Below are 12,969 nucleotides of genomic sequence, written 5' to 3'. Positions count from 1 at the left end.
CTCCCACACTGAGCCCCTGCACACCAAAAATCCTGTGGGAGCTGGCTTGCCAGCGATGAGGCCGGCACAGCCGACAACAGTGCTGGCTGACCCACCGCAATCGCCAGCAGGCTGGCGATTACAGTCTGATCAGCGCGATGGGATCAAGGCTTGCGCTTACGCGGCCCGGTGTTGAATGCCGGCACTTTTCGCACAGGCTTGATCGCAGGTTCCGACACCGCCGTGTCGCCGCTGTCCACCCACTTGCCCAGGTTGCGCTTGCCGCCGGTCACTTTCGGCTTTTTCGGTTTCTTCGGCTTCTTGATCACCTGGCCGCTGGCGTCGGTGTCCGGCACCCGGTGGTCGGGCTCGAAGTCCGGCTCGTTCTCGCGCTTGAGCGTCTGGCGCGTCAGCATCTCGATGGCCGACAGCAGGTTCACCTCATCGGCGCACACCAACGAAATCGCCTGTCCGGTGGAGCCCGCCCGGCCGGTGCGGCCGATGCGGTGGATGTAATCTTCGGCCACGATCGGCAGATCGAAGTTGACCACCAGCGGCAGGTCCTCGATGTCCAGGCCCCGGGCCGCCACGTCGGTGGCCACCAGGATCTGCACCTCGCCGAGCTTGAAGCGGTCCAGCGCACGCTGCCGGGTCGCCTGGGGCTTGTCGCCGTGGATACCGTCGGCGTTCACGCCCAGGCCCTGAAGTTTCTCCACCAGCGCATCCACGCCGTTGCGGGTCTTGGCGAACACCAGCACCTGCTTCCACTTGTTCTTGCGCATCAGGTGCACGAACAGTTCGGACTTGCGCTTCTTGTCCACCGTCACCACCCATTGCTTGACGGTGTTGGCGGCGACGTTGCGCGGGCTGACCTCGATGCTCAGCGGATCGTTGAGCATCTGCCCGGCCAGCAGGCGGATGTCGTCGGAGAAGGTCGCGGAGAACAGCAGCGTCTGACGTTTCTTCGGCAGGGCGCGGTAAATGTTCGCCAGCTCTTCGGAAAAGCCCAGGTCGAGCATGCGGTCGGCTTCGTCCAGCACCAGGGTCTGCAACTGGTTGAACTTCAGCGCGTTCTGGCGGAACAGGTCGAGCAGACGGCCCGGGGTCGCCACCAGCAGGTCGACGCCGCCGCGCAGCTTCATCATCTGCGGGTTGATGCTGACGCCGCCGTACACCGCGTAGGTGCGCAGCGGCAGGTGCTCGGCGTACTGGCGCACGGCCTCGTGGACCTGCTCGGCCAGCTCGCGAGTCGGCACCAGGATCAGCGCGCGCACCGAGTTGGCGGCGACCTTCGGCCCTTCCATCGTCAACAGTTGCAGCAGCGGCAAGGCGAAACCGGCGGTCTTGCCGGTGCCGGTCTGGGCCGCCGCCATCAGGTCGCGGCCGGCCAGCACTGCCGGAACGGCCTGGGCCTGCACCGGCGTCGGGGTCTGGTAGCCGAGCGCTTCAAGGGCGCGCAGCAGAGGTTCAATCAGGCCAAGGGTGGCGAAAGTCATGGGAGTACCGTAGGAAAATTCAGCGCAAAGGTGCAACGAGTGTGCAATGGCGCGCAGTTTACCCTAATTCGCCCGGGTTTCTGTCGGCGCCGCCACGACCGCCGGACGCTCCGCCCCCCGCCGCCATTGCGGCAGGCCGATCAGCACCACCGCGCTGATGATCACCAGCATCGCCAACGCTTCCTCAAGGCCGATGGTCTCGCCCACGAACACGATCCCCAGCAGCACCGCCACCGCCGGGTTGACGTAGGCATAACTGGTGGCCGCCGCCGGGCGCACGTGCTTGAGCAGGTACATGTAGGCGTTGAACGCGATGATCGAGCCGAAGAAGATCAGGTACGCCAGCGCCAGCCAGCCGTCCAGCGGCGGCATGGCCTCCAGGCGCTCGCCGCTGACCGCGCTGCCGATCAGCAGCACCACGCCGCCGACAAGCATTTCCGCCGCGCTGGCCATGGCGCCCTGGGGCAGCGGCAAGTGCTTGCTCCACACCGAACCGAAGGCCCAGGCCGCCGCCGCGAAGATCAGCAGCGCCGCCCCCAGCGGACTGGATTGCAGGTTGGAGCCCATGTTGAGCATCGCGATGCCGAGGATCCCCATCGCCACCCCGGCCCATTCCAGACGGGTGTTGCGCGCGCCCCAGAAGTAGCCGAAGAGCAAGGTGAACAGCGGCACTGTCGCCACAGCCAGCGCCGCCACGCCGGAGGCCACGCCCGTGTGTTCGGCCACCGTCACCGCGCCGTTGCCGAAGCTCAGCAGCAGAATCCCGATCAGCCCCGCCGCCTTCCACTGCGCCCAGGTCGGCGCCGGCACCCCGCGCCAGCGCAGGAATCCGTACATCAGGCTGCCGGCGATCACGAAGCGCACGCCGCCGAGCATCAGCGGCGGCCAGTGTTCGACGCCGAGACGGATCACCAGGTAGGTCGATCCCCAAATCACGTACAGCGCAAAGAACGCGGCAATCAACGGCAGGGAAAAACGGCGCACGGCAGACATGGGAGCAGCTCGACATCAAGGCAGGGAGACCGACTATTCTAGAAAGGCCGGGCGGCGAAAATAAGTTACAAAACCTGTTTATCGCACCGGTACACTTTTGAAATCACGGAGATCGCGTCGATCAGCCATCCTTTCGAAAGTCTGGCCTTTTCAGGAGTCCGCCCATGGACAAGTACGACCGCATGCTGCTCGGCGCCCTGCTGGAAAACGGTCGCGCGTCCTACGCCGACCTCGCCCGCAAAGTGAACCTCTCCGCCCCCGCCGTGGCCGAGCGCGTGGCCAAGCTGGAGGCCAGCGGCGTGATCACCGGCTACCAGGCGAAAGTCGACATGGCCAAGCTCGGCCTGCCGATCCGCTGCGTCATCGAACTGCGCCTGAACCAGCACGGCAACCAGAAGGCCTACGACGACCTGATCAAAATTCCGCAGCTCACCGAATGCCACCGCGTCACCGGCGACCCGTGCGTGATCATGCAGGCGGCGGTGGGCTCGATGCCGGAGCTGGAGCAACTGATCGACCGGGTGGCGAAATTCGGGTTCAGCAAGACGTCCATCGTGCTGTCGAGCGCGATAGAGAAGCGGGTGCCGCTGGGGCAATTAGAGGCAGTGACAAAAGTTTAGCGCTCATAAATACTTGCCCGCTCGCATACCCCTCATGTTGAAATCAATGGAATAGCGCAATGGATGCCAAAGAATGCCTCATCACTCAGCAACCCCTTACAGTGGAAGCCGACTCGTTCGCACACATCATTCCTCTCGCACTTGGAGGAACACTGAAGCCCAAAGGCCTCATCAGCAGAACCGCCAATGACATACTCAATAAACGGGTCGATCTGAGAATCATCAAACTGTTCAACCCGGTAATGTCCTCTTTGGGCGGTGTAAGAGAGGACGGATCCGCACCGCCAAATACAGTGATGACAGACACCCGGGGTGACAAATACTACACAAACTTTGGAACGCCCTTCAGAGCGACAAAGCCAACATTCAAAAGAACAGAAAAGTCTGATGGAGTCCTTTATACATTTCACTCCAGAGACCTAAACGACTACAAAAACCATCTACAGCGCATACAAAAACTACACCCTGACCATGATATGGACATCTCAACCGCCATATCGAACGCCACGTTTACCGAATCATACCCAACCCATCCGATGGGATATGAGCTTAACCTCAGCCATCACAACATTTTCCCTGCCATTTTTGTCATGGCCTCTCTCTTTTCAGAACATCACAATGTCGGCGCACATCCGCTTCTTCGCGAATATGTATCCAAACTTCCGGACTACGACACAAAAGAAGCCACCAACGATATTCCGCTCCCGCCTGATACGTTCTACTGGCTACCTGACTTTGAAGTCGTTGACCATTCGCCAGATACCCATACGATTTTTTTGGTGGCAAGTCCCCAAAAACAGAAGGCGTTGATAAACGTTGAGCTATTCGGAATCTATTGCGGAACCGTCTGTGTGCCCTACTCTGGAGACACCGCGATCAAGCAGGCCTACGGCATAAACATTGTCACGGGAACTGAAACCGAGCCCGACGTCAACTGGGAGGCCGTAATCGAGAGTGACTGGAGCGCAGAGACTCACCCTGATCACCCCTCCATCGTACAGCGACATACAGAACGCCTTGAATGCTTGATAGCCATGACCGAGCAAAGAAGTCAGGAGCGGGAGATGAAGAGACTCGTCGACAAACGCCTTGCTGCCGCAAACTCTCTTGAAAACACGCGTGAAAATGCGGAAATCCTGCTAGATGGAATTGTTGATGACCTGCAAAAAATGTTTGACTCCATCGCCGACCGGTACGCACAAAGAGAAGAGAATGCAAAAAATGCGCACTCTTTTTCGGAGGATTCCCAACCCGATGGACATCGGAGAGACACTTGAGAAAACCGATGGAAACGATCCTGCTCTTTTAGGAAACAGGGCCAAGGCATCGCTTCACTCTCCGACGCGCTATTTCCCGTGACCTAGCAATAGCGCCGCAAATGCTCCCCCACCTTCGCCGCCGGCACCTTCTGCAACCGGCACAGCCAATCATGGGAGATCTCCCGCACCCCGTGCCGGTTGCGCAGGTCGTCCGCCATGTGGGCCAGCAGGTTGGCCGCCATTTCGGCGTCGGCCATCGCCCGGTGGGCCTGGCCGGTGTGCGGCAGGTTGGCGAAAGCGGTGAGCGTGCCGAGTTTGTGGTTCGGCGCCGCCGGCATCAGGCGTCGGGCCAGCAGCAGCGAGCAGGCGAAGTTCTGCAGGCGGGTGCGTTTGATCCGACCCAGTTCGAAGTCCCAGAACTTCTGGTCGAACGCGGCGTTGTGCGCCAGCAGCGGCGTGGTGCCGACGAATTCGTTGACTTCGTTCATCACCTGCTCGGCCGAGGGCGCGGTGCGCAGCATGGCGTTGCTGATGCCGGTCAGTTGTTCGATGAAAGCCGGGACGCGCACGCCGGCGTTCATCAGGCTTTGGTAACGCTCGACGATGCGACCGTTCTCCAGCATGACCACGGCGATTTCCGTGGCGCGGCAACTGCTGCTGGGCGAGATGCCGGTGGTTTCGAAGTCGATGACTGCAATGCGTTCCAAACCGGGTGGGCTCCGTTCAAATCAATGCTTGAGCAACAGCGCGCCGTCGATCGGCACGTAGCGGCCGGCGGCGCGGATCAGTGAGTTGGCGGTCAGGCCCGGCACGCCGTAGGCCACCGTCTGCACGCCGTGCTTGTGGGCGACGCGCTCCAGCAGCATGTCGAAATCGCCGTCGCCGGAGGCCAGGACGATTTCGTCGACGTGGTCGGCGGCGTCCATGATGTCGAGGGTGATGCCCACGTCCCAGTCGCCCTTGGCCGAACCGTCGCTGCGCTGGATGTAGGGCTTGAGCTTCACGGTGAAGCCCAGGTTGCGCAGGATCTGCTGGAACTGCTGCTGCTTGCTGTCGCCGCGGTCGATGGCGTAGGCGTAGGCCTCGACGATCTGGCCTTGGCGGCTGACGTCCGCCCACAGCGCCGCGTAGTTGAAGTGGCAACCGTAGGCCTGACGCACGGTGTAGTAGAGGTTCTGCACGTCGGCGAACACTGCGATTTTTTTCACCGGAATACCTCTGGGCGCCAACGCGCATGAGCCGGATCAGGCGCCAGGCCCGAAAAAGGCGCTCAGTATGCCAGTAAACGGCAATGTGGCGAGGGCGCTGGCTCCCGCCGGGCTTCGAAGCAGCCGCGTCTTTCAAGAGACAGGCCTGCTGCGCAGTCCGGCGGGAGCCAGCGCCCTCGCCACAAGGTGCAGGCTTTACCGTTGGTCAGACGTAGGAATCGTCGTCATCGAAGAACGACGAGTTGTCGTCGCTGTAGTCGGTGTCGGTGAAGCCGCCCTGGTCATTGCCCGCATAGCGCTGCTCGTCGCCCCAGCCGTTGTTGCCCTGGTCGCTGGCCGGCTCCGGCACTTCCTTGATCACTTCGACGATTTCCTGCGGCTGCTGGTTGTGGCTGAACAGGCTGCTGATGCCTTGCGCCAGCATTACCCCGCCCGCCACGCCGGCGGCGGTCTTCAGGGCGCCGCCGAGGAAGCTGCTGCCCGCCGAAGGGGCGGCCTGCTGCGGGGCGTAGCTGGATGGCGGGGCGCCGAAGTTCTGCTGCGGCGGCGGTGCGCCGTAGTTCGACGGGGCCGGTTCGCGCCAGCCGCCGGTGGCCGGCGCGGCGCTCTGGGCCGGTGCGGCCGCCGGGCGCGGGCTGCCGCCGAAAATGCTGGACAGGAACCCGCCGCCACTCGGGGCCGGCGCCGCGGTCTGGGCCTTGGCCGATTGCAGTTCGGCCTGCAGGCGCTGGACCTGCTGGGTCAGTTGCTTGTTCTGTTCGTCGAGGCTCTTGAGGGCGGCCTCCTGCACCAGAATCGCCTGGGTCATGAAATAACCTGCGGCCGGCTGGCGCGTCAGGTGTTCCTTGATCCGCGCCTCGGCCTGGGCGTCGCGCGGGGCTGCCTCCGTCTCGGCCTGCTGCAGGCGGGAAAACAGTCCATCGATCAGGGTTTGTTCTTCGGTGTTCATGGCGACCTCACAGATTGCCGGGGATAACGTCGCCCCCGTCCACATCGGTCGGGGCGCCCCTCCGTAATGGAGGCAGCGGCAGAATGTTTCAATGGTCTTTACCGAACGTTTACGTTTGCGCAGCCGAAGGCGTCATCGGTTAAAGTGAGCCACTGTTTTTGACCTGCGATACCGACTGATGAATGCCTTCGATGTGCTGCGCGACTCCCTGTACTTCTTCAAACGCCATCTGGGGCGGATCGTCCAGCTGTGCCTGCCGCTGGTGATCTTCGAGGCGTTCCTGCAGCAGATGGTCGACCGCGCCGGCGACCCGGACAATGTCTCGGCCATCAGCGTGATCGTCGGCCTGTTGGTGTACCCGCTGTACACCGCCGCCCTGATCCTGTTCCTCGATGCCCGCACCCGCGGCGAGACCCCGCTGATCCGCGACCTGTTGGCCATGTCCGCGCGCCTGTGGCCGCGCTTCGCGGTGCTGACCGCCCTCAACACCCTGCTGATCCTGCTCGGCCTGTCGCTGTATTTCCTGCCGGGGCTGTGGCTGATGGTCACCCTCGCGTTCGGCGAATACCTGCTGGTGCTGCGCGGCTTCGGCCCGCTGCAGGCGATGAAGGAAAGCCTGCGCCTGACCCGGGGGCACTTCCTGCGGATCCTGGGCTGCATCCTGTGCGTGATGGGGCCGTTGTGGCTGCTCAAGGGCATGACCCTGCAGGTCTACCCCGAGCCGCAAAACCCGCTGGTCGCGGTGCTGATCGACAGCGCCCAGAGCTTCCTGCAACTGTTCACCAGCGTGGTGCTGTTCCGCCTGTTCATGCTCATCAGCGAACTGCCCGACAAGCGAAGCGGAACGGTCTGACCGCTCTGGCCTTGGGCTCGGCGACGGGTCTCGGGTATGCTCGGGGCCACTTTGCAGAACGCGATGCGTTGAGCCATGACCCGACTGCTGCGCTACATCCTGTTGCCCGTGCTGTTCGTCGTCGCCCTCGCCGGCACGGCGCTCTACAGCCTGACCTGGCGCCCCGACGCCCGGGAAACCCTGCCGGTCAGCTGCACCGGGCAACCGCCGATGCTGGTGCCCGGCCAGGCGCTCAAGGTGATGACCTGGAATGTCCAGTACCTGGCCGGCAAGCGTTACGTGTTCTGGAACGACCTGGCCCACGGCGAGGATGAAGCCCCGACCGCCGACGACATGGCCTTCAGCCTCGACGAGGTGGCGCGGGTGATCCGCGACGAACAGCCCGACATCGTGCTGTTGCAGGAACTGGACGACGGCGCCAAGGCCAGCGGCTACCAGAACCAGCTGAAGCTGTTGCAGGAACGCCTCACCGACCTCTACCCGTGCAGCGCCCATGCTTTCGACTGGAAGGCCGATTTCGTTCCCGACCCGCACATTTTCGGCAGCGTCGGCCGGCAGCTCGCCACCCTCTCCCGCTACCGCATCGAACACGCCGAACGCCTGCAACTGCCGGTGGCGCCGGCCAACGTCATCAGCCGCCAGTTCCAGCCGAAAAACGCCTTGCTCAGCACGGCGCTGCCCCTGAGCGACGGCGGCCAACTGGTGGTGCTCAACACCCTGCTGGAACGCGCCCGGCCCTCCACAGAGGCTTCCGCCGACACCGCCCGGGCGCAGGTGGCGGCGGTGGCCAAGGTGCTCGACAAGCACGAAAGCCACGGCATCGCGTGGCTGATCGGCGGCGACTTCAACCTGTTGCCCCTGGGCCAGTACCGGCGCCTGCCGGCGGAGCAGCGCACGCCCTACGCCGCCGACAGTGCGCTGCACCTGCTGTGGGACAAATATCCGATGATCCCGACCAACAACGAGGCCGGCGGCATCGACCGCGCCCGATGGCTGACCCACTACCCCAACGACCCGGCCCTGAACGGCCCGGACCGCACGGTGGATTTCCTGTTCCACAGCCCGAAGGTCAAGCGGGTCGAGGCCCGTGTGCGCCAGGACGACACCTTGCGCATCTCCGACCATTTGCCGGTGGTCGCGCGGTTCCTGTTGCCTCCTACTCCCTGACCGCCGTCATCGCGAGCAGGTTCGCTCCCACAGAGTTTTATGGTGTGCGGGCCTGTCAGTGGGCCTCGTCCAGATCGTCGTGCAGCAGCCCGAAGATCTGCCGCTTCATGTCGATGAACGAGCGCTCCATGACCATGTCCAGCGAACGCGGGCGTTCGATGGGCACGTCGAGGATCTGCTTGATCCGCCCGGGCCGCGCGCCCATCACATAGACCCGGTCGCCGAGCAGGATGGCCTCGTCGATGTCGTGGGTCACGAACAGCACGGTCTTCTTGCTGTTGCCCCACACCCGCAGCAGCAGTTGCTGCATCTGCAGGCGGGTCTGGCTGTCGAGGGCACCGAAGGGCTCGTCCATCAGCAGGATCTGCGGATCGTTGGCCAGCGCCCGGGCAATCGCCACCCGCTGCATCATGCCGCCGGACAGCTGCTTGGCGTAGTTGTCGGCGAACCCGGACAGGCCCACCTCATGCACGTAGTGGTCGACGATCTCCTTGCGCCGCGCCGCCGGCAGGCCCCGACGCTTGAGGCCGAACTCGACGTTCTGGCGCACCGTCAGCCACGGGAACAGCGTGTAGCTCTGGAACACCATGCCGCGGTCCGCGCCGGGGCCCTGCACCTGCTGACCGCCGACGTAGATCTGGCCGCCGGTGGGCTCGGCCAGCCCGGCGGTGAGGTACAAAAGGCTCGACTTGCCGCAGCCCGACGGCCCCACCAGCACCGCGAACTGCTGGTCCGGCACCTCGAACGACACCTCTTCCAGCGCGGTGAACGTACCGCCACCGGGCTTGCTGTAGCGCAGGCTGACCTTGTCCACCTGCAGCCGCGGGGCGGCGTGGGCCGGCGCGGCGACCGGTTCGACGAAACGATGGTTGGCGGCGGTTACTGAGCCCATGCGGCAATCCTCAAACGCAGAAAGCGGAACAGTTGATCGGTGACCAGGCCCAAGAGGCCGATGATCGCGATGGCGAGAAAGATCACATCCACCTGAAAGCCGCGCATGGCCTTGAGGCTCAGGTAGCCCAGGCCGCTGGAGGCGGCGACCAGCTCGGCCACCACCAGGTAGGTCCAGGCCCAGCCCATGGTCACCCGCAAGGTGTCGAGCACGCCGGGCAGCGAAGCCGGGGCGATCACGTGGAGCACCGCGTCGCGGCGGTTGGAGCCCAGGGTGTAGGAGGCGTTGATCAGGTCCTTGGAGATGCCCTTGGACACGTCCGCCACCATCACCAGTTGCTGGAAGAACACGCCGAAGATGATCACCGACACCCGTTGCTCCAGGCCGATGCCGATCCACAGGATGAACAGCGGCACGAACGAGGTCACCGGCAAGTAGCGGATGAAGTTGACCATCGGCTCGAGGAACGCCTGGACGATGCGGAAACTGCCCATCAGCAGCCCCAGCGGCACCGCCACCAGCGACGACACGATGAACCCCACCATCACCACTTCGACACTGGCCCAGACGTGCTGGCCGAGGGTGCCGTCGCGGCTCAGGCGCAGGGCCGCCTCGACCACCGCCCCGGGAGTCGGCAGGAACATGCCCGGCACGACGCCGCCGTACGACAGCCCGGCCCACAGGCCCACCAACAACACCCAGGCCAGCCCGCTGGCGCTCCACACCACCGGCACCGGCAAACCGGTCTTGGGCGTGATGCAGCGGCTCAGCCACGAATTGCGCTTGAACATGACCGGCCTCCTAGAGCGGGCTGACGAAACGGTTGTCCACCAGATCGTCGTTGCTGACGTTGAACGGTTTGCCCTGCAGTTCGCTGGCGGTCTCGTTGGCCAGCTTGATCAGCGGCTCGCTGTCGCCCGGTGCGCCCGGCTTGCCCAGCAGCTTCTCGCTCATGGCTTGGTCGTAGAAGCGCACGCCCTGGGCGGCGGCGGCCAGTTCCTTGGGATCGGACAGGTAACCGCCCACGCCCTTGGCCATGATTTCGTAGGCTTTCTGCGGATGGTCCTTGGTGTACTGCACGGCCTTGTACAGGCCGGCGACCAGCGCCTTCACATCCTCCGGCTGCTTCTCGATCACCGAGCAGTTGAGCGCCACCACATCGACGATCACGCCCGGCGTGCTGCTGCTGTCGATCAGCACCTTGCCCTGCTGCTTGTCGCGCACCATCGACAGGTGCGGCTCCCAAGTCACGGCGGCCGGCACGCGCCCGGCGATGAACGCGGTGGCGGCATCGTCGGCGGTCATGTTCTGCACGGTGATGTCGCTCATGCTCATGCCGTTTTTCTTCAGCAGGTACGACAGCCAGAACTGCGAGGTCGAACCTTCGTTGACGGCCACGGCCTGGCCCTTGAGCTCTTGCAGGCTCTTGACGTGCTTGCCCACCAGCACACCGTCGCCGCCATGGCTGTCGTCCAGCGCGGCCACGGCCTTGAAGCAGAACTGCGGGCGGTACTTGAGCACTTCATCGATGGTCGAGGCCGAACCGGACAGTTGGCCCGATGCCTGGGCGGCCATGTACATCGAGGCCTCCTCGACCACCGGCAGTTCGACGGTCAGGCCGTTTTCCTTGAAGTAGCCCAGGTCCTGGGCCAGGTACAGGGTGCCGTAGCCGACCCACGTGGTGTGGCCGATCGACAAGGTGCCGGCCTGGGCGCCGGTGGCGACCGAGGCGGCGATGGCGGTAACCGCCAGGGGACAAGCAAGACGGGTGAACAAGGACTGGATCATGGAGCACTCCCAACGCTGTTGATTTAGTTGTCATGGGCAGTACGGCCGGCGGCGGTCGGGCGGTTGTCCGCTGCGGTCTCTGCGGACTCTGGCGGGCAACGCGTTGCGCTGGCGAGATCGATGTTGACCCAGGCCCAGCGTCAGGAAAACGAGGAAATAGTTAGACGCGAACGATGAAAAAACTGGGTAGGCGGCACCGCGAAAGGGCACAGCGGGCGGGGGTGCCCGGGAGGGGTGCAGAACGTTGGGAATGCGTTGAATGGGCGGCCGCCATCGCGGGCAAGCCCGCTCCCACAGGGGATTCGTGCCGGGCACAGATCCAGTGTGGGAGCGGGCTTGCCCGCGATGAGGCCCTTGAGCCGAACGATTGCCTCAGAGCCGGCCATACTCCTGCGCCGTACGGTCCAGCGCCTTGAGGGTCTTGCCCACCAGCTCATCGATCTCCCCGCGGCTGGCGATCAGCGCCGGCGCCATGATCATCCGGCCCAGGGTCGAGCGGATGATCACGCCTTCCTCGAAGCCGATCGTGCGGCAGCGCCAGGCGATGTCGTTCTCGTTGGCGAAGCGTTTGCGAGTGGCCTTGTCCTCGGCCAATTGCAGCGCCGCCACCATGCCCGCGCCCTGGATGTCGCCCACCAGCGGATGGTTGCCGAACACCTCGCGCAGGCACTGCTGCAGGTACGGCCCGATGTCGTCCTTGACCCGCGTCACCACGCCCTCGTCGCGCAACGCCTTGAGGTTGGCGATGGCCACCGCCGCCGCCACCGGGTGCCCGGAATAGGTCAGGCCGTGGGCGAACACCCCGCCCTGCTCCACCAGCACTTCGGCCATCTTCTTCGACAGGATCAGGCCGCCCATGGGGATGTAGCCGGAGGTCAGGCCCTTGGCGATGGACAGGGTGTCCGGCTCGAAGCCGAAATGCTCGTGGGCGAACCATTCGCCGGTGCGGCCGAAGCCGCCGATCACTTCATCGGCGCACAGCAGCACGTCGTACTGACGGCAGATGCGTTGGATCTCCGGCCAGTAGCTTTCCGGCGGGAAGATCATGCCGCCCGCACCCTGGAACGGTTCGGCGATGAAGCCCGCCACCTTGTCCGCGCCCAGTTCGAGGATCTTCGCCTCCAGTTGCCGCGCCGCCCGCACGCCGAATTCCGCCGGGGTCAGGTCGCCGCCGTGGGCGAAGAAGTACGGCTCGTCGATGTGCTCGATGTCGGGCAGCATGCCGCCCATCTCGTGCATGAACTTCATCCCGCCCAGCGCCGTCGCCGCCAGGGTCGAACCGTGATAGCCGTTCCAGCGGCCGATCATGATCTTCTTCTCGGGCTTGCCCAGCACCTGCCAGTAGCGGCGCACCGTGCGGATCAGCACCTCGTTGGCCTCGGAGCCGGAGTTGGTGTAGATCGCGTGGCTGTAGTGCCCCGGCAGCAGGCTGAACAGCAGCTCGGACAGCTCGATCACCTGCGGGTGAGTGGTGTGGAAAAACATGTTGTAGTACGGCAGCTGCTCCAGCTGCCGGCTGGCGGCGGCGTTCAGGTCCTGGCGCCCGTAGCCCAGGTTGGTGCACCACAGGCCGGACATGCCGTCCAGGTAGCGCCGCCCGTCGTTGTCCCACAGGTGCAGGCGCTCGCCGCGCACCATCACCCGCGGACCTTCGTCGTTGAGGGCCTTCTGGTCGACGAACGCATGAATGTGGTGCGCTGCATCGGCGGCCTGGTAGTCGCGGGTTTCACGTGAGGTGGTCATCGCCGGATCTCCTTCTTGTTGT

Annotated in this window: 13 protein-coding genes; 4 read left to right on the top strand and 9 right to left on the bottom strand. The window is 64.2% G+C overall.

Going from position 1 to position 12,969, the window contains the following annotated elements; genetic code table 11:
• Window positions 1-143: 143 nt before the first annotated feature.
• Window positions 144-1,475 (bottom strand): DEAD/DEAH box helicase, encoded by a 1,332-nt coding sequence (locus CAG31_RS19210; protein WP_085584061.1) that lies wholly within the window; start codon window positions 1,473-1,475, stop codon window positions 144-146.
• A 63-nt stretch (window positions 1,476-1,538) separates the two neighbouring features.
• Window positions 1,539-2,468 carry a drug/metabolite exporter YedA gene (gene yedA, locus CAG31_RS19205; protein WP_085584059.1) on the bottom strand — a complete coding sequence of 310 codons (930 nt, stop codon included), beginning with the start codon at window positions 2,466-2,468 and terminating at the stop codon, window positions 1,539-1,541.
• A gap of 164 nt (window positions 2,469-2,632) precedes the next feature.
• Between yedA and CAG31_RS19200 the strand changes: the two genes are divergently transcribed.
• Together CAG31_RS19200 and CAG31_RS19195 are read left to right on the top strand one after the other, a co-directional pair.
• Window positions 2,633-3,088 carry an Lrp/AsnC family transcriptional regulator gene (locus CAG31_RS19200; RefSeq protein ID WP_085584056.1) on the top strand — a complete coding sequence of 152 codons (456 nt, stop codon included), beginning with the start codon at window positions 2,633-2,635 and terminating at the stop codon, window positions 3,086-3,088.
• 59 nt (window positions 3,089-3,147) lie between these two features.
• A complete protein-coding gene (locus CAG31_RS19195; protein WP_139831366.1) occupies window positions 3,148-4,365 on the top strand; it encodes an HNH endonuclease in 1,218 nt (405 codons plus the stop codon).
• An 83-nt stretch (window positions 4,366-4,448) separates the two neighbouring features.
• Here CAG31_RS19195 and CAG31_RS19190 read toward each other — a convergent pair whose 3' ends face one another.
• From CAG31_RS19190 to CAG31_RS19180, 3 genes are all read right to left on the bottom strand, one after another.
• Window positions 4,449-5,054, bottom strand: a complete 606-nt coding sequence (locus tag CAG31_RS19190; protein ID WP_085584052.1) for a PolC-type DNA polymerase III — start codon at window positions 5,052-5,054, stop codon at window positions 4,449-4,451.
• 21 nt (window positions 5,055-5,075) lie between these two features.
• Entirely contained in the window at window positions 5,076-5,555 is a 480-nt protein-coding gene (locus CAG31_RS19185; RefSeq protein ID WP_085584050.1) for an NYN domain-containing protein, read from the bottom strand.
• A 205-nt stretch (window positions 5,556-5,760) separates the two neighbouring features.
• On the bottom strand, window positions 5,761-6,504 hold the full coding sequence (locus CAG31_RS19180; protein WP_085584048.1) for a DUF2076 domain-containing protein: 744 nt from the start codon (window positions 6,502-6,504) through the stop codon (window positions 5,761-5,763).
• Window positions 6,505-6,682: 178 nt separating this feature from the next.
• Between CAG31_RS19180 and CAG31_RS19175 the strand changes: the two genes are divergently transcribed.
• Together CAG31_RS19175 and CAG31_RS19170 are read left to right on the top strand one after the other, a co-directional pair.
• A complete protein-coding gene (locus CAG31_RS19175) occupies window positions 6,683-7,357 on the top strand; it encodes a YciC family protein (RefSeq protein ID WP_085584046.1) in 675 nt (224 codons plus the stop codon).
• Between the two features lie 75 nt (window positions 7,358-7,432).
• The gene (locus CAG31_RS19170; RefSeq protein ID WP_085584044.1) at window positions 7,433-8,524 is read left to right on the top strand and encodes an endonuclease/exonuclease/phosphatase family protein; all 1,092 of its coding nucleotides are present in this window, start codon (window positions 7,433-7,435) and stop codon (window positions 8,522-8,524) included.
• Between the two features lie 55 nt (window positions 8,525-8,579).
• On the opposite strand, the gene CAG31_RS19165 is transcribed toward CAG31_RS19170, so the two are convergent.
• From CAG31_RS19165 to CAG31_RS19150, 4 genes are all read right to left on the bottom strand, one after another.
• The gene (locus CAG31_RS19165; protein ID WP_085584042.1) at window positions 8,580-9,416 is read right to left on the bottom strand and encodes an ABC transporter ATP-binding protein; all 837 of its coding nucleotides are present in this window, start codon (window positions 9,414-9,416) and stop codon (window positions 8,580-8,582) included.
• On the bottom strand, window positions 9,404-10,207 hold the full coding sequence (locus CAG31_RS19160; RefSeq protein WP_085584040.1) for an ABC transporter permease: 804 nt from the start codon (window positions 10,205-10,207) through the stop codon (window positions 9,404-9,406). Before CAG31_RS19160 ends, CAG31_RS19165 begins: the two co-directional genes overlap by 13 nt.
• Before the next feature lie 10 nt (window positions 10,208-10,217).
• Window positions 10,218-11,204, bottom strand: coding sequence for an ABC transporter substrate-binding protein (locus CAG31_RS19155; RefSeq protein ID WP_085584038.1), 987 nt, complete (start codon window positions 11,202-11,204; stop codon window positions 10,218-10,220).
• 372 nt (window positions 11,205-11,576) lie between these two features.
• Window positions 11,577-12,947, bottom strand: coding sequence for an aspartate aminotransferase family protein (locus CAG31_RS19150; RefSeq protein ID WP_085584036.1), 1,371 nt, complete (start codon window positions 12,945-12,947; stop codon window positions 11,577-11,579).
• Window positions 12,948-12,969 lie beyond the last annotated feature (22 nt).

Source organism: Pseudomonas sp. R25(2017), assembly GCF_002112565.1.
In the GTDB taxonomy this organism is placed as follows: domain Bacteria; phylum Pseudomonadota; class Gammaproteobacteria; order Pseudomonadales; family Pseudomonadaceae; genus Aquipseudomonas; species Aquipseudomonas ekonensis.
Note: the sequence above shows the minus strand (reverse complement) of the source record. Positions and strands in the feature narration are given on the sequence as shown.